The following is a 25,276-nucleotide window of genomic DNA, read 5'->3' on the forward strand; positions in this document are numbered from 1 at the left end:
TAATTAGCCCGCAAACTACCGCTGTCTGACTCCGCCCCAGCAACACCGCTAGGGGTAATTTGTATTTTGTTTTGTGGACAAACTAATGACTTTACATCGCTTTTTGGTCAACACATCTAGCCTGGGCCTTGCGTTGACCTTCGCCAATGCCTCACTCGCCGCCACTGCTAACAACCCTCACCACCCCATGGAAGAGGTGGTCGTAACCGGCCATACCGATAAAACACTGGCAGAAACCGCACTGCCCGTCAGCGTTCTCAGCGCAGAGCAATTGGCAGAGCAACGTGCCACTAACCTGGGCGACACTCTAGCTGCCATGCCCGGTGTGCAATCCACCAGTTTTGGCGCCGGCGTTGGCCGCCCTATCATCCGCGGCCAAAGTGGCAACCGGGTTAAGGTGTTGTCTGGCAGCTTGAGCGTATTGGATGCTTCCACGGTTAGCCCGGACCACGCCAACGCGGTGTCGCCGCTAGGCGCCGAGCGTATTGAAGTCATCCGTGGTCCCGCCACCCTACTGTATGGCAATGGTGCTTCCGGTGGTGTGGTCAACGTATTGGATAACCGCATCCCAGATGCCCAACTGGATGACATCTCCTTGGTAATCAACCAAGAGCACAACACCAACAACGATCAAAACACCACCAGCGCATTACTCGAAACCAGCACCGGCCCTTTTCAGTGGCACTTAAACGGCTACACCTTTAGGCACAACAAAGTCACCATACCTAGCGAAGCCATGCTGGAAGAAGAACTCCACGACGAAGATGGCGATGATCACGAGGAAGAAGAGCACACCAGCACCGACGGCTACATTGGCAACAGCCAGGGCGAAGGCGATGGCATCACCTTGGGTAGCAGCTACGTTGGCGATGGCTGGTACGCCGGTTTTGCGGTTAATCACACGCGCAAAGATTACGGCCTGCCCCCCGGCACACACGACCACGAAGAGCACGAGGAAGACCTCATCGATGGTGCCGCTGAGGAAGAGCACGAAGAAGAATCCGTTGATGTTCGCATCGATATGGAACAAACCCGCTATGAGTTCAAAAGCGGCGTTGATTTAAACGGTTTCTTCAGCAGCCTGGAAGCCAGTATCGCCTACACCGACTACGAGCACGAAGAACTCGAACTGGGCGAACACCACGAAGAAGAAGAGGCTGATGCCGATCACGAGGAAGAAGAGCACCATGGCACGGTGTACAGCAACGAAGGTTTTGACTCTCGCTTTACCCTCAACCACAACCGCATCGCAGGTTTGACCGGCGTTATCGGCTTGCAAGTGCAAAGCCGAGAGTTTGGCGGCGCAGGGGAAGAGGCCTACATTGCCCCCACCGACATCAACAGCGCAGCGATTTTTGCGGTAGAGAGCGTCTCCGCCGGCGACTGGACCTACGAGTTTGGCGCGCGCCTCGAAGCCAACCAAACCGAACTCAGCAGCGGCTGCGATCAAGATCACACCACCTTCTCTGGCTCGGCCTCGGCACTGCGCCCGTTGGCCGGCAACAGCAACGGCTGGATTGGTTACACCTACTCCCAGCGCGCGCCCAGCGAAGAGGAACTTTTCTCTAACGTGGATGGTAGCAGCTGCCAAAACTACGCAGAAGACAACCTTATAGAACATATCGCCACCGGCCGCATCGAGCTCGGCAACCCGGATCTAGACGCAGAAACCAGTCAAAATTTAGAACTGGGATGGCGCAAGTTTGAAGGCACTTGGCTGGCCGAAATTAATCTTTATTACAACCAAGTCAGCGATTACATCTACGCCGCCTTTACCGACGATGAAGAGATGGTTGCCTACCAACAACAAGATGCAAAATTTTACGGCGTTGAAGGCCAATATACCCACCACCTATGGCGGGTGGGCGACAGCCACTTGGATTTGGTGCTCAGCGGCGACTGGGTGAAAGCCACCCTGGATGACGGCGACAACGTACCGCGCCTAGCCCCGGCCAGAGTCGGTATTGCCCTAGCCTGGGTGGCCGAACAGTGGTCTGCACAGCTGAGCAATATGGAAGTGATGAAACAAACCCACACCGCCGAAGGCGAGACAGAAACCGATGGCTACAGCTTGGTAAACGCCTACTTGGACTACCACTTCAACCCAGATCATTCCGGATTGATGCTGTACGCACGCGGTAAAAATCTGCTCGACGAAGACATCCGCGACCATACTTCGTTTATCAAAAACGTGGCACCGGCGCCGGGCCGAGGTGCTGAAATCGGCCTTAGCTGGAGCTTTTAAACCCGCACACAGTCGCCCCAAGTGTGCTTGGGGCGAGCGTTTCTGCCAATGCTGGCAGCCAAAACCGCAATTGGCAGGCCTGCCCTGTGGGGCTACAATGGCCGGGCTTATGACTATGGCCCACCCATGAACGCCCCAGAACCCCTTTACCCCAAGCAGCCCCCGCTTCGCATTGCCCTGTTGGGCTATCGCAGCCATCCCCACGTGGGTGGCCAAGGCATTTATCTCAAATTTTTAAGCCAGGCACTGGTGGATTTGGGCCACAGCGTCGACGTTATCAGTGGGCCACCTTACCCAGAACTGAGCCCTCAGGTTGGGTTGATCAAACTGCCTAGTTTGGATTTGTATGCCAGTGAAAAACCCCACAAAGAGCTGCGTTTAAAGCACTTTTTGAGCGTCACTGACCTATACGAATTCGGCTCTAAAATGACCGGCGGCTTTGCCGAGCCCTACACGTTTAGCCGCAGGGCCGCTCGGTATTTGGCCAAACATCGCCAACGGTACGACATAGTGCACGACAACCAATGCTTGGGCTACGGCTTGCTCACCCTACAGAAAATGGGCATTCCCACCGTGGCCACCATTCATCACCCCATCACCCGTGACCGCGCCCTGGCAGAAGCAGCCCAACCTACAGAACTGTTAAAAAAACTCACTCGGCGCTGGTACCGGTTTGTGGGCATGCAAATTAAAGTGGCGCAACAGCTGAATCACCTCACCACGGTATCGGAATTTACCCGGCAGGATATCGCCCAAGCCTTTGCCATCGCGCCAGAAAAACTGCACGTTATTGCCAACGGAGTGAACACCGATTTATTTCGCCCCCTGGCCGAAGCCAACAAACAGCCTTTGCACCTGGTCACCACGGCATCATCTGACCAACCGTTAAAAGGCCAGCGCTTTTTATTGCAGGCACTGACCCAATTGCGCGCGAGCATACCCGGTGTTTCATTGACCATTATTGGTGCTTTGAAGGCCGAGAGTGAATGCGAGCAAATCATTAAGCAACACAACCTGGGCCCGCACATTATCTTCAAGCAAAGCCTAAGCAACCAAGAATTAGTGGCCGAATACAACCGCGCCACCGTGGCGGTAACACCATCGCTGTACGAAGGCTTTGGCCTGCCCGCCGCCGAGGCCATGGCCTGCGGTACTGCGGTGGTTACCAGCGATGGTGGCGCGCTGCCCGAAGTGGTGGGGGACGCCGGCATTGTGGTACCCGCCGGAGACAGCAAAGCCCTGGCCGAAGCCATTGGCCGAGTGCTTACAAACCCTGCCCTAGCCGCCCAATTAGCGGCCCAAGGCCGCGCCCGTGTGGCCACCCAATTGTGTTGGTCTAACACCGCCACTGCACTCACCGAGTTTTATCATCGCATCCTCAACCCAACCGAAGTCGCACAGCCATGCACACCGTCGACTACCAGCGCTTAACACTGCCAGAAGACTGCAAGCTGTTAGACCTTGGCTGCGGCGAAGGCCGTCATTGCCTGGGCGTTCCCCTGCGTGAGGCAGCCACCGTGGTGGGTGTGGACCTCAACCTCAGCGACGTGCGCACCGCCGTTGCCAAGGTGCCAGAGCACAATGGGTTTTGCCAACAAGCGGGTTTGCCACTCACCCCCACGCCGCATTTTAGTGTCGCCGACGGCACCCAATTGCCCTTTGCCGACGGCTGTTTTGATGTAGTGGTGTGTTCAGAGGTGTTGGAACACATCGAACCCTACCCCGAAGTATTAGAAGAAATCATGCGGGTTTTAAAGCCCGGCGGGCAGCTGGTGGTCAGCGTTCCCAGGCAATGGCCAGAGCGTTTGTGCTGGAGCTTTAGCGAGCAATACCACAACCAACCTGGCGGCCACATACGCATTTTTAACGCTCACAAGCTTGGTAAAGAAATCCAAAACCTGGGCGCAAGTTTTACGGGCCAGCATTGGGCCCACGCCCTGCACAGCCCTTATTGGTGGTTAAAGTGTTTATTGTGGGAAGAGCCCCAGCACCCCATTGTGCAGGCGTACCACCGTTTTCTGGTGTGGGATCTAACCCAATCGCCCTGGCTTACCCGAGGCCTGGAGACACTATTAAATCCCATCATGGGCAAAAGCGTGGTGCTGTATTTTGAGCGTTAATCACTCACCCAGCACACGCAATAAAAGCCTACTGGGCCGAGTACTGGCTGGGGCCGATTATATTGCTAGTCAGCAATTGGAAAACGGCTGCATACCCTGGTTTAGAGGCCAAATTGCCGACCCCTGGGACCACGTTGAAGCCGCCATGGGCTTAACCGTGGCGGGTTTCCATGAGCAGGCCAAACGCGCCTACCACTGGTTGGCCGAGCAACAAAACGACGACGGCAGTTGGTACAGCGAATACGGTCAGCGGGCAGACAGCTATCATGATTTGCCCGATGCCGAACTCAAACAAGCCCACCACGGCATTTATCTGGCCACCGGCCTGTGGCATTTTTATCTTGCCACCAAGGACCTCTCACCTGGGCGGCAACTGTGGCCGTGCCTTGAACGGGCGGCGCATTTTGTGTTGGCCCTGCAAACCGAGCACGGCGACATTTTGTGGGGCAAAGATGGCAACAATCAATTGCTGGATGATTCACTCATCACCGCCTGCAGTGCCATCTATAAAAGTCTGGGGTGTGCGCTAAACCTGTGCGATGCACTGCGCATTCGGCGGCCCAACTGGCAATGCGCCTATAAAAAACTGGGCCATGCTCTTAGGCAAAAACCAGAGCGCTTCGACCGCTCTTGGGCTTCCAAACAACGCTATGCCATGGATTGGTTTTACCCGTATTTATCCGGTGTGCATGCCGGCTCCCCCGGGCAACAGAGCTTGCTTCAGCGCTGGCAGGAATTTGTGGTGCCCAACCTTGGCTGCCTGTGCGTTAACGATCATCCCTGGGTAACCGTGGCCGAGTCCGCCGAGTTATGCCTGGCCCTGGCCAGCGTAGGAATGCAAGATAAAGCAACAGAGCTGTTGGGCCAATTATTGCAGTACCAAGACGAATCCGACGGCGGCTTTTGGACCGGCTACGTGCACAGCGACGAAGCCCTATGGCCAGAAGAAAAAACTACCTGGACCGCTGCCGCGGTTGTGCTCGCCGCCGACAGCCTGTATCGCATCACCCCGGCGGCAGATTTATTTATTAACCACCGGCCAGAGTAAACACCATCGCACGAAGAATGGGATGTTACCGAGTTTCGCAACCTACCCTGGGCTTATCTCGCCGGGTTTATAGGCTATTTATAGGGTTACTGTTGCTGGTGCTCAGCGCCGCTGGCTCGGCACAAACTGACCCGGCTGCCACGTTAACTTCGTCATCAGCCGAGCAAGCCCCACCGAACCCACCACACAAAACCCTTAAAATGGGCTACAGCCATTGGCCGCCCTTCTTTATAAAGCGCCGCGATGGCAGAGTTTCAGGTATCAATGCCGAAATCATCACCGCCGCCCTGGAGCCCGCCGGCTACACCATCGAATTTGTCGACGTACCCTGGACACGGGGCCTTCGTGGCTTACTCACCGGCAGCCTGGACATTATCCCCTCGGCCAGCTTTACCCGCGAGCGTAGCCAATATGCCCTATTCTCCAAACCCTACTACCAAGAGCAATATGTGCTGTATGTAAGGGCCAAAGACCAAACACGATTTGCCGAACAAAGCTTGGCCCAGCTACTAGAGCAAGGTTTTCGGCTGGGTGTATTTCGCGGTACCGATTACGGTGCAAACACAATGAGCCTTTTGCAACAAACGCAGTACAAAGCCCAAATTACCGAACAAACCCAGATGGATGGCAACTATCGGATGATTAAACGCGATCGCTTAGACGGTTTTATTCAAGAGCACTCCGACTACCTCTATCACCGCCAAAATAACCAAATGGGCGAAGATATAGTGCCTTTGTTAGACATTACTGCCATTGCTCAACATATGATGTTTTCTAAGGCCCGCGACAACTCCCAAGCGGTGGAAGATTTCAACCAAGGCCTAAGCCAACTAATTGCCGACGGCCAATACCAACGTATTTTTCAAACTTGGCAGGGCAATGCTTGGATGCTGCCGGATACCACTTACACGCCACGCCATATCGAATAAATCTAGCCACTAAACATCATCCACTTATTTCCCCCCAGATCCCCATATGGCCACCTAGCCTTTCCATTTTCCGAGTACGCAAAAATAAAAATAGCGTTTAGTGGCACATTAAGTGCTGCCAAACACGGAGCGTGCGCGCAACTATGCGCGCCACCGATAAATCCTGACTAACCTATGCAAGTAAAGGTAAAAACCGAGGGCACACCTATAAATGATTGTTTCTATTAAAGTAAGCTTGTTAAACTGCGGCGGCGGCCGAAATTGTCAAAACGATTGGGCGCATTGAATAAAAAAATGCACCAAAACGCATCACCAGCCCAAAATCAGTACCAGAGAAGCACCACCCTAAAAAACAACGGGGCTTACAAGGAATCACAGGTCACCATCAGAGTGATTTATTAACAACAGGAGCTTTGCTCTTTATGAGTATCCGCTGGCAAGACTACCCGAACGAAGGGCTCTACGACGAGCTGATCAATGAGCGTAAAAACCCCCGCAAACCTGCCAAACGCTTAGCCAACTACCTCGCCAAAATGGGCTCTGAAGAATTACAGCAGCGGCGCCAACTGGCTGACTCAAACGTGCAAGATATGGGGGTGAGCTTTACCGTTTATACCGACGAAGGCAACATCGACCGGGCCTGGCCATTCGATATCATCCCTCGCATCATCCCCGCCAAAGAGTGGGAACAGGTGGCCAATGGTTTAAAGCAGCGTTTGCGTGCATTAAACATGTTTATCAATGATCTCTACCACGGCCAGGAGATCATTAAAGACGGTGTAGTACCGGCCTACTTAATTGAAAAATCGAAAAATTTCCGGCCAGAATGTATCGGCGTAAAGCCCGCGTTTAGCGTGTGGGCCCACATTTGCGGCTCCGATTTGGTGCGCGATGCGAATGGCCAAATGTACGTTTTAGAAGACAACCTGCGGGTGCCCTCTGGCGTATCCTACATGCTAGAAAACCGCGCTATTACCAAGCGCGTATTGCCCGAGGTCTTCAGCCGGGAAAACGTACTGCCAGTAGACGATTACCCATCCCAACTATTTGATACCTTAGCCGCACTTTCACCGCGCCGAGTAAAACAACCCGAAATAGTCGTGCTCACGCCCGGTATTTTCAACTCAGCCTACTTTGAGCACGCTTTTTTGGCACAACAAATGGGCGCCGAGCTGGTAGAAGGCAGCGACTTAATGGTGGATACCGATGACTGCGTATACATGCGCACCATCAAAGGCCGAGAGCGCGTAGACGTGATATACCGCCGCATCGACGACATGTTTATCGACCCAGAGGCGTTTAATAAAGATTCCATGCTGGGTGTACCCGGCCTAATACGCGCCTGGAAAAAGGGCAACGTTGCCCTGGCCAACGCCCCCGGTGCCGGCGTTGCCGACGATAAAGTCATCTACGCCTACGTCCCCAAAATTATCGAGTACTATTTGGGCGAGAGCGCGTTGATTCCCAACGTAGAAACCTACCTTTGCAATGACGCCGAACAACGCGATTACGTACTGAAAAATCTCGATAAACTGGTGGTGAAACCCGCCAACGAATCCGGCGGATACGGTATGTTGGTGGGGCCACACTCCACCAAAAAAGACCAAGACACCTTTGCCACATTAATTAAAAAGAACCCGCGCAATTACATTGCCCAACCGACCCTGAGCTTATCCACCGCCCCCACCCTGGTAGACGGCGGAGTACTGGAGCCCAGGCATATGGATTTACGGCCCTTTATCTTGCAAAGCCGAGGCCTTTACTGCACCACCGGCGGGCTCACCCGCGTGGCCATGGTCAAAGGGTCCTTGGTGGTAAACTCCTCCCAAGGCGGCGGCAGTAAGGACACCTGGATTGTAGACACGGAGGGCAAATAAGATGCTGTCTCGAGTTGCTGAACGCCTGTACTGGGCCGCGCGTTATTTAGAGCGCGCTGAAAACACCGCCCGCCTGGTAAGCGTATACGATAACTTGCTGTACGATTTGCCCGCCGGCATGGTCGAAATATCCTGGTTTAATCTGATTAGCCTTAATAGCTCTGCCGAAGAATTCACCAAGCGCTACAAAGTGCAAAATGAACGCAACGTCGTGAAATTTTTGCTGCAGGATGAAAAACACCTGGGCTCCCTAAGTGCATCGGTTCGTTATGTACGTGAAAACTTTCGCACCTCCCGCGATGTGATCCCACCCAGCGCCTGGGAGCAGATCAACGAGCTCAATATTTATGTCAGCAAAAATGCCAAAACGGCACTGGCGCGTAACGGCCGGCACGATTTTTTAAGCGAGGTTATTGAGCGCAGTCAATCTCTCAATGGCTTGCTAACCGGCACCTTAATGCGCGACGAAGCCTGGGAATTTATCATGCTGGGCCGCTTTATCGAGCGCGCCGACATGACCACCCGCATCCTAGATGCTGGCGCCGCCGTGTTGGAAAACAGCGAAGCCTTTGCCCACTCCAACCCCGCCCAGGTTATTTGGGGCAATGTCCTGCGCTCCCAGGGCGCCTACATGAGCTACCGCCGGGCCATCAAATCCATTGTGCGCGGCAGTGATGTAGCCGAATTTTTATTGTACGACACCCACATTCCGCGCTCGGTAACCTTCTGCAGTGACCAAATTAACCAGGCTGCCACAAAACTGGCACAAGACTCTGGTAAAAAGCAGCCACCCAAAATGAAACTGCCCAGGTTTGAAATTGAGAAAGAAGAAGACCTTGGCGCAGACTTTCGCAATTATTTGAACGACCTGCAGTTGTCGATTGGTGAAACCCACAATCACATTTGTAACACTTGGTTTGCCCGCGATTAAACCCACCGGGCCCTAACGGCCCGGTAGCGTGTTTGCCCCAAACCACCGCCCCATTCGTTAAGGAAGCGTAGATATGACCATTCGCGTCAAACTGCTGCACAAAACCCATTACAAGTTCGACCGCCCAGTAAATGTGTCGCCACACATTTTACGCTTGCGGCCGGCGCCCCACTCGCGTACAAAAATTCACGGCTATTCGTTAAAAGTGCTGCCCAAAGACCACTTTTTAAATTGGCAGCAAGACCCATTCGGCAACTACCAAGCGCGTTTAATCTTCCCAGAAAAAACCAAAGAGCTGGGCTTTGAGATTGAAGTTATCGCCGACATGACGGCCATCAATCCGTTTGACTTCTTTGTAGAAGAATACGCCGAAGAATTTCCGTTTAAATACGACAAACAACTCCGTAGAGAGCTTAAGCCCTACCTAGAAAAAGAAGAGCAAGACAGCCCACTGCTTAAAGAGTGGCTAGCCGGCGTGGACACCAGCGAACCCATGCGCTCCATTGACTTTTTGGTGGCCTTGAACTCGCGCCTGCAGCAAGAAATCAAGTACAACATTCGCATGGAGCCCGGCGTACAAAGCTGCCAAGAAACCCTAAAAATTAAACGCGGTTCTTGCCGAGACACCGGCTGGTTACTGGTACAAATTCTTCGCCATCTGGGCCTGGCCGCGCGTTTTGTCTCCGGTTATTTGGTACAACTCACCGCTGATAAAAAATCCCTGGATGGCCCCTCGGGCCCGGAAGAGGACTTCACCGACCTTCATGCCTGGTGTGAAGTGTACCTGCCTGGCGCCGGCTGGATTGGCCTGGATCCAACCTCTGGCTTATTTGCCAGCGAGGGCCATATTCCCCTGGCGTGCACCCCGCACCCAGTATCCGCCGCACCGGTTACCGGTGCTACCGACAAATGCGAAGTGGAATTCGATTTTGCCAATGAAGTTTACCGAATCCACGAAGATCCACGGGTAACCAAACCCTACGCGGAGGGTGAGTGGGATACGATTAAAGCCCTAGGCGACTACGTAGACCAAGAGCTAACCGAGGCCGGCGTAAAACTCACCATGGGTGGCGAGCCAACGTTTGTATCGGTGGACGACATGGAGTCCGCCCAGTGGAATACCGATGCCCTGGGCGACGACAAGCTGCGCCTAGCCAAAGATTTGCTGCTGCGCCTGCGCAACCGATTTGCTCCCAATGGCCTGCTGCATTACGGCCAGGGTAAATGGTACCCCGGTGAAGAAATACCGCGCTGGGCACTGGGCGTGTTTTGGCGTACCGATGGCTTGCCTCTGTGGCACAACACCGAGTTGTTAGCCCGGATAAACAAAAACTACGGTTTTACACACGAGCACGCCCAACAGTTTGCCAACGGCCTAGCCAAAAACTTGGGGCTGGATACACACTATATCCAAACCGCCTTTGAAGACACACTGCACTACCTGGACATGGAAGAGCAGTTGCCGATCAATATCGACCCACTAAACTACGACCTAGCCGACGGCTTAGAACGCAAACGCCTAGCCAAATTATTGCGCCGCGGTTTAAACACGCCCACCGGTTTTGCCCTGCCCCTGGCCTGGGACTACGGCAACAGTAGCTGGATGAGTACCCGCTGGGAATTCCGCAGAGGCCATATGGCGCTAATCCCGGGTGACTCGCCCATGGGCTTCCGCCTGCCACTGGATTCCCTTCCCGCCTGGGATGAGAAAATTCTACGCAAATACCGCGAGCCAGAACGCGACCCCTTTGAGCCGCGCCCAGAAAAAGTAGAAACGCCAGAGCCCAAACCCAGCCCGGCCGAACAAGCCAACCAAATTGTTGCGCCCTACATTTATACCGATGAGTACGGCGCCGTGAGCCCCGGCCCACGCCAGCTGATGACCAACGCCGCCGATGCCACACTAGAAGACCGCTTTGGCGCCCACAACTACGAAGGCGTGCAAGAAGAAGTAGAACGCTATTTAGTGGCCACACTGCGCACCGGACTGTGCGTGGAAGCTCGCGACGGCCGCCTGCATTTATTCTTACCACCTATGCAGTATCTGGAGCACTACGTCTCCCTAATTGCCGCCGTTGAGAAAACCGCCGCCGAGCTGAAAATGCCCGTGGTCATTGAAGGCTACGAGCCGCCCAAAGATCACCGCCTGCAAAAATTACTGGTGACCCCAGACCCTGGCGTAATTGAAGTAAATATTCACCCCTCTCGCAACTGGGACGAACTGGTACACAACACCTGCTCGCTGTACGAAGAAGCGTTTCAGTCGCGCCTGGGCACCGATGCCTTTATGGTGGATGGCCGCCACACTGGCACCGGCGGTGGCAACCACCTTACCCTAGGCGGCGCCTCACCAGCAGAGAGCCCTATTCTGCGCCGGCCGGATATTTTGCGCAGCTTCGTTACCTTTTGGCAGCACCACCCGTCGCTGTCTTATATGTTCTCCGGCATGTTTATTGGCCCTACCTCTCAAGCCCCACGGGTGGACGAAGGCCGGGATGAAATGCTTTACGAGCTGGAAATCGCCTTCCAGCAAATGCCCGACGGCGACGTGATGCAACCCTGGCTGGTGGACCGCTTAATGCGTAACCTACTGGTGGATATTACCGGCAACACCCATCGCGCCGAGTTTTGTATCGATAAACTCTACGCCCCGGGTACCTCCAGCGGTCGCCAGGGTATTTTAGAGTTCCGTGGTTTTGAAATGCCGCCCCACGAACATATGGCCTTGGTGCAAGCGCTGTTAATTCGCTGCCTGTTTGCCCGTTTCTGGAAAGCGCCCTACAAAAAACCCCTGGTACGTTGGGGCACTGAGCTGCACGATAAATTTATGCTGCCGCATTACGCGTGGGCTGACATGCGCAGCGTTGTTGACGACCTAAACCGCCACGGATTCCCCTTTAAATTGGAGTGGCTGGCACCGTTCGAAGAATTCCGCTACCCACATTATGGCCGCGTACAAATCGACGATATTGAAATGGAACTGCGCTGGGCCATCGAGCCTTGGCACGTATTGGGTGAAGAAATCGCCAGCTTTGGTACTGCCCGTTACGTGGACTCCTCGGTGGAACGATTGCAGATCAAAGTCAGCGGCCTCACTGACAGTCGCTACATAGTTTCGTGTAACGGTCGCCGCATTCCCCTGCGCCCCACCGGCCGCCACGGCGAATACGTCGCCGGGGTACGCTATCGCGCGTGGGCACCGCCTTCGGCCTTGCACCCCACCATTGGTATCCACGCTCCGTTGACCTTCGATATTATCGATACTTGGAACGGTCTATCCATTGGCGGGGCAACCTATCACGTAAGCCACCAGGGTGGCCGCAGCTACGAAGACTTCCCAGTGAACGCCATGGCGGCGGAAACTCGCCGCACCAATCGCTTCGAAGACTTCAACCACACCCAAGGGCCATTCACGCCGCGGCCAGAGTACGATGCCCTGCGTGAGTTCTACCCCAACAACCATCCGCCACGTCCCATGGCACCGCCGGCGGAAGAACCCACCGACGAATACCCGCACACCTTGGATCTGCGTCGTATGGGTTACTAGCGCCAAACCATTAGCATAAAGCGGCGCATCAAAAACCGGCCCTGTACTGCAAGGCCGGTTTTTTCATACTCCGCATCCATATAACGTCAGCGCACAAAAATACCCGTTTTAAACATAAATCCGCCTTAAACAGTACGGCACTTGTGGCTTAATTGTTTTGTCTTAGTGAATGAGTGAAACAAAAACCAGGTGAATTTTATGGCATTTCAACAACACGGCTTAGCCATTGGCATTAACCGCACAGGCGACACCTTTTTTCTTACCCTAAAGGCCGTTGGCAAACTGACCCACGAGGACTACGAAATAATAACACCCGTCATAGAATCGGCCTTAGCCGGTGTAAAAAAACCGACCATCAACGCGTTGATTGACGGCACTAAACTGGAAGGCTGGGAACCCAGAGCCGCCTGGGACGATTTTAAGCTAGGCATCAACCATGGCAGCCAATTCAAAAAAATCGCCATAGTTGGCAATAAAAAATGGCAACAAGTAGCAGCCAAAGTTGGAACTTGGTTTGTCGGCGGGCAGGTAAAATATTTCGAGGACGAAACCGAGGCCTTAGGATGGGTAACGGAGCACTAATCGACCCTTCTTATTTTGACACCCACTTTTATTCTTAATGTGACATCCACACTGATACCAACGCTTGACGTGGAATTCTTAATATGACACCCACGCTTATATTGACCAAATTCAAGGGATGACAACAAATAAAGCAGTTGACTACGATAAAATCCGATTAGTAACAAATAAGACAGGAACAAACGAAGTCAACATTATGTAAATCTAACAACACGGCCTAGCCTTTGGTATTAATCGGCGGGCAACTGCCTCATTCTTAAACTAAAGGCCCTTGGCAAACTTACCCACGAGGGCTACGAAACGTTAAACACCCAAACACCTTAGATTTCGACGCGAGGGTCAGTGCAACAAACCGTTGGCGCAAAACGGCGCACCAAAAATTGGTTCGTGCTAAAAGGCCGGTTACGCCCTGTCTGCTTTTCAACTATTTCAGCGAATAAAAAATACCGTTTTAAACACCAATCCGCCTTACTCCACACGGCATTTATGCCTCCGTTAGTTTGTCGTAGTTAATGAGACAGGCATATTTGAGGTAAACATCATGAAAATTCAACAACACGGCCTAGCCATCGGCATTAACCGAACAAGCAACACCTTCTTTCTAACCTTAAAGGCCGTTGGCAAACTCACCCACGAGGACTACGAAACAATGACACCCGTCATAGAATCGGCCTTAACCGGTGTAAAAAACCCAACCATCAACGCATTAATAGACGGCACCGAACTGGAAGGCTGGGAACCCAGAGCCGCCGGGGACGATTTTAAATTAGGCCTAAAACACGGCAGTCAATTTAAAAACATCGCTATCGTCGGCAACAAACAATGGCAACAAGTCGCAGCCAAAATTGGAACTTGGTTTGTCGGCGGGCAGGTAAAATATTTCGAGAACGAAACCGAGGCCCTAGGATGGGTAATGGAACACTAATCGCCCCCTTTATTATGACACCCACATTTATAATGACCAAACTATAGAGATGAGCACATATAAAACAATTGGCTTAAATAGAACTCGAATAGTTACCTTTAACTAGACTAAGGGAAGGGAGGGTTATGAGATTATATGCTAAAGCTAATTGCCAGCGCGATTTTCAAGCAATAGGTACTATGCCAACCTAGCGCTTGGTATTCGCGAATCCTTTACGCCTTAATTCTAGGAGAAATAATGTCTATTTTGGCTAGCTCTCGGCACTCGTTGGTAGCCCAGCACCATCGCAGCAACCTTGGCTTTTTCGTAGGCTCCAGTTAAACCACCGGTTTTTTCTCCAAACTTTTGCGTAAGCTGTAACCACAGATCAGTAGACATGCCTAGACGATCTAATATCGGCGATAGATCTTGGTCTAGCGAACCACGCTTATCGGATCGGACCGCTCTCCCCGTCCAGTCTACTAGCAACAGATAATCCGATAACTCGAAGTAGATACCAGCTTGATTTACGTTGGGTTCCGAAAAAGAACCGATGAAAGGGGCCAAAGCTGCAGGCTGCAGCTGCTGCTTTTGAAACGCCTTAACACGGCTTTGAATGGAGGTATGATCGGAATTTTCAGGGTTATCAGCGATTTTAGCGCGAATTGGGTTGAGGTCTACGTATGCCATACATGCGATTATTGCCCTTTCATCCAATAAGGGCTGAGAAGTAAACCGTCCTTCCCAAAATCTACCAGTACATTCGTCTTCGGCATTTGCTTGCCGAGCAATTGGTTCATTAAGCGCCCTCATAAACCAACTAATATCGTGTAATTGTTTACGCCACAGCTCAAGTTTTTCATCAACAGCGTCTAACTCTTGTTTGGTTAGCGACTCGTTGTTTAAATATCGTTGGGTTAACAGCGTGCCTTTGTACAGTTGGTGCCACCGCTCGCAGACTTCGCGGCTGGTCATCGTTTGTGCCTGCTGCGTATTTACATTGAGCACAACATGCAAATGATTACTCATAACAGCGTAGGCGTAGATGTCGATGGCAAAAACACTGGCAAGTTGCAAGAGCCTTTCCTCCACCCACTTGCGACGATGCTCGTATGACTTGCCCGTATGGCTATCCTCGCCGCAGAGATAGGCTCGACGCACGCAACGAGAAACGCAGTGGTAACAAGTAGTCACATTCAATGATATTTGGTACTTACGCGCTTTTGCCATAACTAACATCCGTGTATAAAATATTTTGAGAATATGTATAGATATACAGCACAACATTTATACAGATTCTAGAATCATCAATCAAGATGTAAAGACAATTTTTTAGCAAGGCATTCAACTACCACTAGTCCCTGGGCGGCACTACTATGGGTGTCCTGACAGAAGAGCTAAACTACTGTGGGTGTCTCGATAAAGATAAAGGGATAAACGACAACTCATGACAATGCTACTGACTAAGATACAAGCTCTGGAAGTGGAGCTACACCACGGCGGATTACAATGCTCGCGGACTCGGGTAGATAACCTTCTGCACTCTGATTTTTATGAAGTTAGCCGGTCTGGCGTGAGGTATGAACGCGCCTTTGTTGTAGATGTTTTAGGCGGCCAAGACAGCGCCCCCAAAAGTGTTGCCGATGAATTCGAATTACAGCAGATCACCTCAGAAAATGTGCTTTTGACCTATCGCACGGCGCGAATAAACGCCCAAGGAGAACTTATAGACCATGCGCTTCGCTGCTCTTTATGGACTCACAAAAATGGCCAGTGGCAACTTCGCTACCACCAGGGTACGCCCGCCGCAAAGAAATGGTAAAGCTCTAGCAATGATTCGAATGAAATTAAGATCTGCCATACACATCGCCCTCTGTTCTGTCGCACTAAGCAACAATATTACTAGCGCTTCCGAGTTAACGCCGTTTACCACCGATGGCTGCAGCATGTTCCCAAATGGAGACTCTGCTAACAAGGTTAAATGGATGCGATGCTGTACTCAACACGACTACGCCTATTGGAAAGGGGGGACCGAAGACGATCGCTTTCGTGCAGATGAAGCGCTAAAACAATGCGTAGCAGATCTTGGTGAAAGCGAAATATCGATGCTCATGCACCTTGGGGTCCGATTAGGAGGCGAACCTTACTTTCCCACTTGGTATCGCTGGGGCTACGGATGGCCCTATTTACGCGGTTATCAATCCCTTTCTGAGAAGGAAAATGAGCAGGTTATGCAGCGAATGATTGAACTCCAGCAGCTAATCAACGAATTTATTGAAAGCGAAAATTGATCACGCTCTACGTTCGCGCGAAGAGGCAAATAGGCACGTAATAAGTTAGCGTTTTGGCGCCCAGTTTAACGTAACGCGTCGCTAAAATTTCCGGATGCATGATTACTCAACCAGAGTAACCAATTGAATATAAAGTTAACGTGGGTGTCTCAAAAAGAAAGCATCCCAAAAAGAAAGCAAGAGAGAATCAAAATGTTCGACCATATAGTATTTGGTGTAAGTGACTATGAAGAGAGCAAATCGTTTTTTCTCAAATCACTCAAGCCGATCGGCATAGTCGTTGTAGATGAAGGCCCCCTAGGCATTGAACTGAGTACGGATGGTAAGTCTTCTTTGTGCATACGCAGGAACGGAGAAAAAACCACTCCTCTCCACATAGCATTGGTAGCGGAAAATCGCCACCAAGTTGATGAATTTTACCAGGCAGCTCTTGCATCTGGCGGTAAAGATAACGGCGCACCTGGCATTAGACCAGAGTACAGCAGCCACTACTATGCTGCATTTATTATCGGCCCTGACGGCCACAATATAGAAGTCGTTTGCCACGAAAACGAAAGCCAATTACCAGACCGAGAATAACGACATCAATATAAGATTAATAAGACACCCACAGCAAGAAAATACTTTTGGCGTTGCACTAACGTGGGTGTCTTGATAGAGAGGGTAAGAGTGTATCTGTCGGTGTCTATTGAGGTGGGTGTCACGATAGGGAAAAAACAGCATTCTGTGGTTTATTGGGTTGCAAACTGGTTGTTGGTTTTTTAGTCTAGCGTTTGCAGCACTGTTTCGTTTGGCTATTAGGAATGTTCTGCCTCACGGTTTGGGGCACTGTTACTTTTATTTTGTTGCGGAATGTTACTTTTTATCGGCAAGTATTAATACCAATTAGGATTTTTATGAGCGATCATCAAAAGAAGGCATTTTGGGCAATACTTACGGGGTTTTTTATTGCGGCCACTGTTATGCTTTATAAACAACAGGTGTTTAATAGCTTGCAGCTTGGTGGCATATTAATACTTGGCGCCTGCTATCTGGTTTGCGGCGTTTTTATCTACCGGTTTGTTAAAACCAACCCCGGTGAAATTGAGTCGTGGTTTAAATAACAGATAATTTATTACTGAACGAATGCATACCAGGATAAGCCTTATCCAACCGACTCGATTGGTTTAAGTTATTTCAATATTAATTAACCTAGCGAGGCTCGAAAGACGTAAAATTTGAAGGTAAGAAACAACACTTGGGGGCAGCCAGCCTAGCGCATGCAAACAGCCGTTAAGAGCAAGCAACTACGGCTAGCTCGAGCATCCAGAAATTACTCAAAACACAACAAACAGGATAACACTCGGTATGGAAGCCAATATTTATAAAACACCAGAGGCGGAATTAGCGCAGCAGGTCAAAACAGAAGAGACTGATCTGGCCTCTAGGGGCAATAGATTTATCGCCGCCCTATTTGATTCTCTCATTATCTTCCCATTCACAGTATTACTCATGCGCTACACCGGCGTATTTGAAGCCATGTCCTCTGGTAAAGAGCCTGCCCTCAAATCAACACTGATTTTAACACTCGCTTCGATCGCTATCTTTCTTGCAATCAACGGCTGGCTCCTATTTAGAGACGGGCAAACCTTAGGCAAGAAGCTGTTTCGGGTTAAAATCGTTACCTTAGCCGGCAGCAAGGCCAGTGTTGCCGATTTAGCAAAGCGCTATGGGTTTAGCTGGGCAATAGGCTACCTGCCCGTTATTGGCGTAATCGCCAGCTTGGTTAACGTTCTCTTTATATTTGGCAAAGAAAGGCGATGTCTGCACGATTTTGTAGCCGGGACGAAAGTCATCGCTGTCAAAAAGCAAAAACACAGCCCAGAGGAAAATAAACAGTCCAAGTAAACATCATCTAAAACGCGCCTAGATGATTAGCCAAAGGCACGATAGCCACTCTTTGACCGGAGCACGCCGGATGTTAAAAAGTGCCATCCCCCTAATATTGCTTTTCTCCGTCACCGTGCTGGCAGAGGAAAGCACCTGCTACGGCACCACAGCTAGTGGGCGGCTTATCGATGGCGTTGCACTGCCGGAATCTGGCGATAATTTCGTTGGTTATAGTTCATTGGCTCGTACTGCGGGCCGTACCTATGTGCACTCTAAGGTGCGCGACATTGTAGTAGCTGCCTATAAATCACTTAATAAAAACTTACCTGGCGTTGTCTTCAAGTACGCAGAAACCGGCTTTAAAAATGGTGGGCAATTCACACCCCATAAGACGCATCAAAATGGCCTTTCCGTGGACTTTATGGTTCCTGTGCGAAACGCTGCGGGCGAATCCGTGCATCTGCCGACGAATCCGATGAACAAGCTGGGGTACGACATAGAGTTTGACCAGGATGGTCGCTACCAGCAATTTACCATTGATTACAACGCGTTAGCAGCACACATCGTAGCATTGCACAAAGCCTCTAAACACAGCGGTTATGATGTATGGCGGGTAATCTTTGATCCGCATCTTCAACCGAATTTGATGCAAACAGCCCATGGCAACTACCTTGCCGAGCATATCCAATTTTCGGAACGGAGATCTTGGGTTAGGCACGACGAACATTACCACGTAGACTTTGCCATTCCCTGCCATTGATTATCACAAGAGGCCAACTATGGAGCCAACAGAACTGGGTTTAAAATACGATAAGATCGCCCAATGGTGGCACAACCAGCACGACCAATCCGCCTACGGCGTGCCCCAGCTAAAACTGGCTTTAGGTTTCGCCTCCGCAGGCGGTAGCGCTTTGGACATAGGCTGCGGCGCCGGTGGTAGATTGATTCGTTTAATGGAAGGCAAAGGCTTCTCGGTTACGGGCTTAGACATCTCCAAAGAGATGATTAATTTGGCCAAGATTAACCACCCACAACACCTATTTATGCACCAGGACATCTGCCAATGGCAGACGGAAAAACGATATAATTTCATCCTAGCCTGGGACAGTCTTTTTCATCTACCGCTTGCTATGCAAAAGCCAGTATTACGCAAAATCAGCAATCTCTTAACCGACAACGGCGTATTAATTTATTCGTTTGGCAACGCTGTGGGTGAGCACACCGATCAATGGCACGAGGATACGTTTTATTACAGTTCAATTGGCATAAACGAGAACCTATCCGTATTAATGCAAATGGGCTTAACAATTATGCATGTGGAGCAGGATCAACTGCCAGAAAAGCATGTATTTGTCATTGCAAGCAAGCTTTAGGCTACTTTACGATACGGCTACACCAAGTATCCTAGTAGCCACTCCCAACCTAAACACCCTCCTCCAAACGCCCGTCCCTAACAACCCTCCTCTGAAGCCCCTCTACCGAACCCCCGCAAAAGAATGTATCAAAAGAAGCGTAGCCAAGGAAACGCCACTACATAATATAAACGTTAAATTCTTATCTAGGTGAGAACAATATCGACTACGAAAAGTTACCAATTTGCGGACTTCTACCGAGAAATATCTGTGATTACAGAGGAGAATACGATCAGGATCATTAACTTAAAAAGAAAGGATGTAACCATGAGAAAAGCAGCCGCCATTGCATTGGGGCTATTACTAGCCGTAAATGTGCACGCCCAAGACAGCAAACAAGAGAGCGTAGAAGCTCTATTAGAGGCATCGGACGCCGATGCTATGGTAGACACACTCTACAGCCAAATGAATCAAATGATTGAAGGCATGGGCCGACAGTTGGGCATAAAGCCAGATGAACAACCCATGTTTGATGCCTACATGAACAACGTATTTACGACTATGAAAGAAGACATGAGCTGGGCAAAAATGAAAGGCCCTATGATTGAAATCTATTCTAAACACTACAGCGAGGAAGAAGTACAAGACATGCTCGCTTTTTATCAGTCAAAATCCGGCCAATCCATGGTTGCAAAGATGCCAGCCGTAATGGCGGATTCTATGCAAGTATCACAACAGCTGTTACAGGCATTTTTGCCAAAAGTTCAAGTAATGGCCCAAGAGCTACAGGTCCAACTGCAAAATCACCGGACCAAACAATAGCGCTAAGTAGTAACACTAAGCGACGGGGCTGGACAATACGGCCATTCCGCAAGACTAGCGAGCACCTTTAACGCCAGTGTTGCGGCCACAGGCCCGTGGGAGTGGCCACTTCCACGGGCCTTTGTGTATCCATTATTACAATCTTTTCGCTTCTTACTTGCTAGCCTGATTGACTGCAATATCAAAATTATCAAACCTACCCAAAACAGAAGGCCAGCAACTTGCCAGCCAAGTTGTAGGTTACAACCGTAGTGAATAACAACACACCGTTTTGTTGGCTTCCCGCCCTGGTGGCACTTTCCAGCATTCAGGCCGAAAAGACTGATCAAGCTGCGCTAACATTTCCACACTCAAAGCACTGAGTAGCCGATTCCTTCACAGGTTTGACATCTCCTTGCGCATATATCCCGTTTGGTTTACATGCTGAGCCCACCCTCATCGGCGGGCCGAATTTATTGCGGCCGAAGGTTTACTCAATTAGCCCACATAGGCAATATACACCAAGCTCAGCCCATGGCGCAGGTAAGACGCCTAGGCTGAAATAAAAGTAATTTACCTACTAAATCTATTGCCATTCAGAGAAAACCATGAACAAAGGTAAATGTGTGTGCGGCGACGTTACCTATGAGATAAACGAGCCAATAACGTCGTTGTACCAATGCCATTGCACAATGTGCCAACAACAAACCGGCTCCGCCTCACAAACAGGGGCTTTCGTTAATATCGATAAATTTAGGTGGTGCTCGGGGGAAGCAAGCATCACAACTTTTAGTAAGCCCACTGGCTACAGCTATTCGTTTTGTCGTTGTTGTGGTGCCACTGTGCCGAACATGTTCCGCTCTGGGGATTTATATTGGGTACCTGCGGGTGCCATCGCAGGCTTAGCCGGAGCAGAAATTAAAATCCATATTTTTGTCGCCAATAAGGCTGACTGGGATACCATCGGCGGCGATGGTGTACAGCACGAGGGTTTTTATCCCGTTTACGAAGATCAACAGGAATGCGAGCACGCCAGCGCGATAAACTCATCGTTTACCAGCTTTTCTGGCATTACCCAGCAACACAAATCTAGGCAGTTATTTTGAATATTAAGCACGATCAGAATTACCAATCCCAAACGTTCTCAGGGGAAGACTTCACTGGCCAGCGCTTGTCCGCTGTTGAGTTTAGCAATTGCACCTTCGATGGCTGTGATTTCTCTGACGCCATTTTCAGCCGCTGTATTTTCTCCGACTGCACTTTCCTTAAGTGCAACCTTAGCCTCGTCAAAATGGACTACAGCAAATTGGATGAGATTGCCTTCAAAGAATGCAAATTGGTTGGCGTTGATTGGGCCAAGGTAGCCTGGCCACGCCTTATACTAAACTCGCCGGTGGCGTTTCATGATTGCTTGCTGAGCGAGAGTTCTTTTTATGGGCTGGCCTTAAGCGATCTGGTTTTGGAAGGCTGCATTGCTCGTAATGTCGATTTTAGAGAGGGTGACTTCAACGGAGCTAACTTTACCAACACGGATTTTTCCGGCGCAATGTTTGCCGAGACCAATCTATCCAAGGTGGATTTTTGTGGCGCCAGCGAATTTGATATCGATTTGTTCAGCAATAAGCTAAAGCAGGCCAAATTTGATCGTTTTGAAGCGGTGCGGCTATTGGGCAGTTTGGAAATTGAGCTAGTCTAACATCCATCTTTTATCCGGTTTATTTCTAACGAATTAAGCACACCGCTTTCATTAAAGCTGGGTTAGTTTATGCTTGACGTTGTTAATCTAGCCACTGGTGCTGCAAGTCACCGCTCACACTCGATATCCCCGGCGGATTCGTACAAAGGGATTCACCCAATGGAATTACACAGCGTCGTACCCTGGGGCAGATCGTTTGCGGAGTACAAACGCATGTTCTGCCTAACCGAAGAGGACCTTAATAAATCCATTTTAGGCTGTGGTGATGGGCCGGCTTCGTTTAACGCCGAGCTGACTCAACAAGGCGGCAAGGTCACCTCTATAGACCCTGCCTACGCCTTCTCTGCGGATCAATTTTCACAGCGCATTAAGCTGGTGTATGACGAGATCATGCCGCAAATGGCCAAAACAAAAGATAACTATGTGTGGGAAGATATCCCTTCTGTTGATGCGTTAGGAGAGATCAGGATGTCTGCCATGAATACCTTTTTGGCGGACTACGAAATCGGCAAACAAAAGGGGCGGTATTTGAATGCCGCCCTTCCCTCCCTGCCGTTTGATGAACATCAATTTGAGCTGGCGCTCTGCTCCCACTACCTTTTTTTATACAGTGAGCAGGTCAACTTATTACAACATTTGGATGCACTGCGCGAGCTTACCCGCATCGCGAATGAAGTTAGAATTTATCCACTGGTTACGCTAAGCGGCGAGCCGTCGCCCTATATTGAACCGGTTATGGATTGGCTAGGGGCCAATAACCTCCGCAGTCAATTACGGCCCTGCCAGTATCAATTCCAAAAAGGTGCCACACAAATGCTGGTTGCCGGCGTAGCCTAGGTAACCCTTCCCAATCCTCCGAGGTATCACCCGGTTACCCCCAAGGTCGCGCTATATGCGACTTGTTACAGCGCACTTTTCAACCACTGCCACCCCCACCAAACTCCTGGCCACTGATTTGAATTTATTCACTCAAGCACAGGGAACCGTAATGAAATTAACTAAAGTAATCAGCGCATTAGGTGCCGGAGTAGCCTTGGTGGCCAGCACTTTGGCCAACGCCGCAGGCCTAATGACACCAGCCAACAGCAACCTGCCAGAGCTGACGCTGCAAGAGCACCACGTTGCCGTCACCATTGACGACGGCTATGCCACTACAGAAATCGAGCAGACTTTTTTCAACCCAAACTCCGCCGAGTTGGAAGCTATTTACTCCTTTCCCGTACCTGAATCAGCGGCCGTGGGTGAATTTACCTACTGGATCGACGGCCAACCGGTTGTGGGGGAAGTGGTGGAGAAGACCCGCGCCAGAAAAATATACCAAGCGGAAAAGGCCGCAGGGCACAATACGGCCCTGGTAGAAAAGAACGCATTTAAAACCTTTGATATTAACGTTTACCCGGTCAGCCCCAACGCCGCGGTTAAGGTGAGGCTGGTCTATATTCAGCCGGCCCAGGTCGATACTGGTGTGGGCCGTTACGTGTATCCGCTGGAGGACGGCGGCGTTGATGAACAGGCGCAGTCGTTTTGGCAGCGCAACGAATCGGTCACCGAGGCGTTCAGCTTTACCATGACGTTTCGCTCCAGCTACCCCATTGCTGCTCTACGCCTACCGAAGCACCCCAACGCCACCATCAATCAGCTATCGGAAAATGAATGGCGCGCGAGCCTGAGTAACCATAAAAATTCGGAAGCCGCTAATCCCGCCGCCAGTGTTATGGAACTCAACCAAGATATCGTTGCTTATTGGCGCCACCAAACAGGCCTACCGGGCAGTGTCGATTTAATTACCCACAAACCAACCGCCAATGAGCCAGGCACATTTATGCTTACGCTTACCCCCGGTGATGATTTAGGTGCGGTCTCGGACGGAAAGGAATGGGTGTTTGTGCTGGATATTTCCGGCTCCATGCAAGGTAAATACGCCACACTTGTGGAAGGAGTACGCCAAGGTTTGGGCAAGCTGCGCCAACAAGACCGCTTTAAAGTAGTGCTGTTCAATGAGCACGCGGTGGCGCTAACCCAAGGGTTTGTTGCTGTAACCCAGGAAAATACAGAGTCAACTTTGCAGCGATTAGAAACCTACCCCATTGGTGGCAGCACCAACTTATACGCGGGTTTGCAGCAGGGGCTGGCCAACATTGATGCCGACCGCCCGGCGGGCATTATCCTGGTAACCGATGGCGTAGCCAATGTGGGTAACACGGAGAAAAAAAGCTTTTTAGAGCTACTTGCAAAAAACGACGTGCGCCTGTTTACATTTATTATGGGTAATAGCGCCAATCGGCCTTTGCTAAAAGAAATGACCGAGGTATCCAACGGCTTTGCGCTGTCGGTTTCTAACTCAGACGATATTGTTGGTCACATAGCACTGGCTACTCAAAAACTCACCCACCAGGCATTTCGTGATGTGCAGCTTTGCATTGAGGGCGGCCGGGTAAGAAATGTTACCCCTGAGCACATCGGTAGCCTGTACCGGGGGGAGCAACTTACTGTATTTGGCCACTACTGGCAGGCCGGCCCAGCAACGCTAACCTTAACCGCCAAGGTGGGTAGCGAGGAAAAAATCTACCGCACGGAAGTGATTTTTCCCGAGCAAAACCAACGCAACCCAGAAATAGAACGCCTGTGGGCCTTCGCTACTATTGAGCACCTACAAGCACAGATGGATTACTTTGGGGCTGATGACGATCAACAACAGGCCATTACCGACATTGCCGTGGAATATGGCTTAGTGACCGATTACACCTCAATGATTGTAGTGCAGGAGCAAGTATTCCAAGCGCAAAATATAAACCGAAACAACCAGCAACGAGTTGCCCAAGAGCAGCAAGCTCGGGCAAACCGAGCCCAACAGCCAGTACAGGATAACCGCATTGACAAGCAACAACCTATGTTCCAATCACCAAGACCTTCCCTAGGTGGCGGCGGTGGCTCGGGTGCCCTAGGGCCGGTATTTTTGATGGCGTTGATGTTGCTGTTGTTGCGAACTCGCCGTGGCAGCTAGACCAAAGCAACTAGGCTAACATCGCTCAAAAAATAAAAAGGCCCGCATCGACTAACCCGATGCGGGCCTTTTCTTTATAA

At 50.8% G+C, this 25,276-nt stretch carries 23 protein-coding genes; 22 read left to right on the forward strand and 1 reads right to left on the reverse strand.

The features are described from left to right. The first annotated feature begins 85 nt into the window (after nucleotides 1–85). From ACGHM3_RS23065 to ACGHM3_RS23110, 10 genes are all read left to right on the forward strand, one after another. A complete protein-coding gene (locus ACGHM3_RS23065; RefSeq protein WP_345424386.1) occupies nucleotides 86–2,245 on the forward strand; it encodes a TonB-dependent receptor domain-containing protein in 2,160 nt (719 codons plus the stop codon). Nucleotides 2,246–2,293: 48 nt separating this feature from the next. After that, nucleotides 2,294–3,676, forward strand: a complete 1,383-nt coding sequence (locus tag ACGHM3_RS23070) for a glycosyltransferase family 4 protein (RefSeq protein WP_390517710.1) — start codon at nucleotides 2,294–2,296, stop codon at nucleotides 3,674–3,676. After that, nucleotides 3,649–4,365: a class I SAM-dependent methyltransferase gene (locus ACGHM3_RS23075; protein WP_345424393.1), complete on the forward strand. Its 717-nt coding sequence runs from the start codon at nucleotides 3,649–3,651 to the stop codon at nucleotides 4,363–4,365. Before ACGHM3_RS23070 ends, ACGHM3_RS23075 begins: the two co-directional genes overlap by 28 nt. Further along, a complete protein-coding gene (locus tag ACGHM3_RS23080; protein WP_345424396.1) occupies nucleotides 4,355–5,413 on the forward strand; it encodes a hypothetical protein in 1,059 nt (352 codons plus the stop codon). Before ACGHM3_RS23075 ends, ACGHM3_RS23080 begins: the two co-directional genes overlap by 11 nt. 98 nt (nucleotides 5,414–5,511) lie before the next feature. Further along, nucleotides 5,512–6,342, forward strand: a complete 831-nt coding sequence (locus ACGHM3_RS23085) for a transporter substrate-binding domain-containing protein (protein WP_345425009.1) — start codon at nucleotides 5,512–5,514, stop codon at nucleotides 6,340–6,342. Between the two features lie 422 nt (nucleotides 6,343–6,764). Beyond that, nucleotides 6,765–8,219: a circularly permuted type 2 ATP-grasp protein gene (locus ACGHM3_RS23090; protein ID WP_345424399.1), complete on the forward strand. Its 1,455-nt coding sequence runs from the start codon at nucleotides 6,765–6,767 to the stop codon at nucleotides 8,217–8,219. A 1-nt stretch (nucleotide 8,220) separates the two neighbouring features. After that, entirely contained in the window at nucleotides 8,221–9,150 is a 930-nt protein-coding gene (locus tag ACGHM3_RS23095; protein WP_345424402.1) for an alpha-E domain-containing protein, read from the forward strand. Nucleotides 9,151–9,223: 73 nt separating this feature from the next. Then, the gene (locus ACGHM3_RS23100) at nucleotides 9,224–12,697 is read left to right on the forward strand and encodes a transglutaminase family protein (protein WP_345424406.1); all 3,474 of its coding nucleotides are present in this window, start codon (nucleotides 9,224–9,226) and stop codon (nucleotides 12,695–12,697) included. 198 nt (nucleotides 12,698–12,895) lie between these two features. Then, the gene (locus ACGHM3_RS23105; protein WP_345424409.1) at nucleotides 12,896–13,279 is read left to right on the forward strand and encodes an STAS/SEC14 domain-containing protein; all 384 of its coding nucleotides are present in this window, start codon (nucleotides 12,896–12,898) and stop codon (nucleotides 13,277–13,279) included. A 541-nt stretch (nucleotides 13,280–13,820) separates the two neighbouring features. After that, nucleotides 13,821–14,204 (forward strand): STAS/SEC14 domain-containing protein, encoded by a 384-nt coding sequence (locus ACGHM3_RS23110; protein WP_345424412.1) that lies wholly within the window; start codon nucleotides 13,821–13,823, stop codon nucleotides 14,202–14,204. A gap of 225 nt (nucleotides 14,205–14,429) precedes the next feature. Here ACGHM3_RS23110 and ACGHM3_RS23115 read toward each other — a convergent pair whose 3' ends face one another. Further along, nucleotides 14,430–15,413, reverse strand: a complete 984-nt coding sequence (locus ACGHM3_RS23115) for a transposase (protein ID WP_345424415.1) — start codon at nucleotides 15,411–15,413, stop codon at nucleotides 14,430–14,432. Between the two features lie 217 nt (nucleotides 15,414–15,630). Between ACGHM3_RS23115 and ACGHM3_RS23120 the strand changes: the two genes are divergently transcribed. From ACGHM3_RS23120 to ACGHM3_RS23175, 12 genes are all read left to right on the forward strand, one after another. Then, nucleotides 15,631–16,005 carry a DUF4440 domain-containing protein gene (locus ACGHM3_RS23120; RefSeq protein WP_345424417.1) on the forward strand — a complete coding sequence of 125 codons (375 nt, stop codon included), beginning with the start codon at nucleotides 15,631–15,633 and terminating at the stop codon, nucleotides 16,003–16,005. Between the two features lie 19 nt (nucleotides 16,006–16,024). Continuing rightward, the gene (locus tag ACGHM3_RS23125; protein WP_345424420.1) at nucleotides 16,025–16,474 is read left to right on the forward strand and encodes a hypothetical protein; all 450 of its coding nucleotides are present in this window, start codon (nucleotides 16,025–16,027) and stop codon (nucleotides 16,472–16,474) included. Between the two features lie 192 nt (nucleotides 16,475–16,666). Continuing rightward, nucleotides 16,667–17,053, forward strand: a complete 387-nt coding sequence (locus tag ACGHM3_RS23130) for a VOC family protein (RefSeq protein ID WP_390517711.1) — start codon at nucleotides 16,667–16,669, stop codon at nucleotides 17,051–17,053. Between the two features lie 317 nt (nucleotides 17,054–17,370). Further along, entirely contained in the window at nucleotides 17,371–17,577 is a 207-nt protein-coding gene (locus ACGHM3_RS23135) for a hypothetical protein (protein WP_345424426.1), read from the forward strand. Nucleotides 17,578–17,821: 244 nt separating this feature from the next. After that, nucleotides 17,822–18,361: an RDD family protein gene (locus ACGHM3_RS23140; protein WP_345424429.1), complete on the forward strand. Its 540-nt coding sequence runs from the start codon at nucleotides 17,822–17,824 to the stop codon at nucleotides 18,359–18,361. A 70-nt stretch (nucleotides 18,362–18,431) separates the two neighbouring features. After that, nucleotides 18,432–19,103 (forward strand): penicillin-insensitive murein endopeptidase, encoded by a 672-nt coding sequence (locus ACGHM3_RS23145; protein WP_345424432.1) that lies wholly within the window; start codon nucleotides 18,432–18,434, stop codon nucleotides 19,101–19,103. Nucleotides 19,104–19,122: 19 nt separating this feature from the next. Then, nucleotides 19,123–19,716 carry a class I SAM-dependent methyltransferase gene (locus ACGHM3_RS23150; protein ID WP_345424435.1) on the forward strand — a complete coding sequence of 198 codons (594 nt, stop codon included), beginning with the start codon at nucleotides 19,123–19,125 and terminating at the stop codon, nucleotides 19,714–19,716. Between the two features lie 306 nt (nucleotides 19,717–20,022). After that, nucleotides 20,023–20,517, forward strand: coding sequence for a DUF2059 domain-containing protein (locus tag ACGHM3_RS23155; protein ID WP_345424437.1), 495 nt, complete (start codon nucleotides 20,023–20,025; stop codon nucleotides 20,515–20,517). A 587-nt stretch (nucleotides 20,518–21,104) separates the two neighbouring features. After that, entirely contained in the window at nucleotides 21,105–21,602 is a 498-nt protein-coding gene (locus tag ACGHM3_RS23160; RefSeq protein ID WP_345424440.1) for a GFA family protein, read from the forward strand. Continuing rightward, nucleotides 21,599–22,192 (forward strand): pentapeptide repeat-containing protein, encoded by a 594-nt coding sequence (locus tag ACGHM3_RS23165; RefSeq protein WP_345424443.1) that lies wholly within the window; start codon nucleotides 21,599–21,601, stop codon nucleotides 22,190–22,192. The genes ACGHM3_RS23160 and ACGHM3_RS23165 overlap by 4 nt, the downstream gene beginning before the upstream one ends. Nucleotides 22,193–22,351: 159 nt before the next feature. After that, complete coding sequence (locus ACGHM3_RS23170) at nucleotides 22,352–23,029, forward strand: hypothetical protein (protein ID WP_345424445.1); 678 nt, start codon at nucleotides 22,352–22,354, stop codon at nucleotides 23,027–23,029. A 151-nt stretch (nucleotides 23,030–23,180) separates the two neighbouring features. Further along, nucleotides 23,181–25,196: a VIT and VWA domain-containing protein gene (locus tag ACGHM3_RS23175; RefSeq protein WP_345424448.1), complete on the forward strand. Its 2,016-nt coding sequence runs from the start codon at nucleotides 23,181–23,183 to the stop codon at nucleotides 25,194–25,196. Nucleotides 25,197–25,276 lie beyond the last annotated feature (80 nt).

The sequence above is a fragment of the Halioxenophilus aromaticivorans genome, assembly GCF_042850945.1.
Lineage (GTDB): Bacteria > Pseudomonadota > Gammaproteobacteria > Pseudomonadales > Cellvibrionaceae > Halioxenophilus > Halioxenophilus aromaticivorans.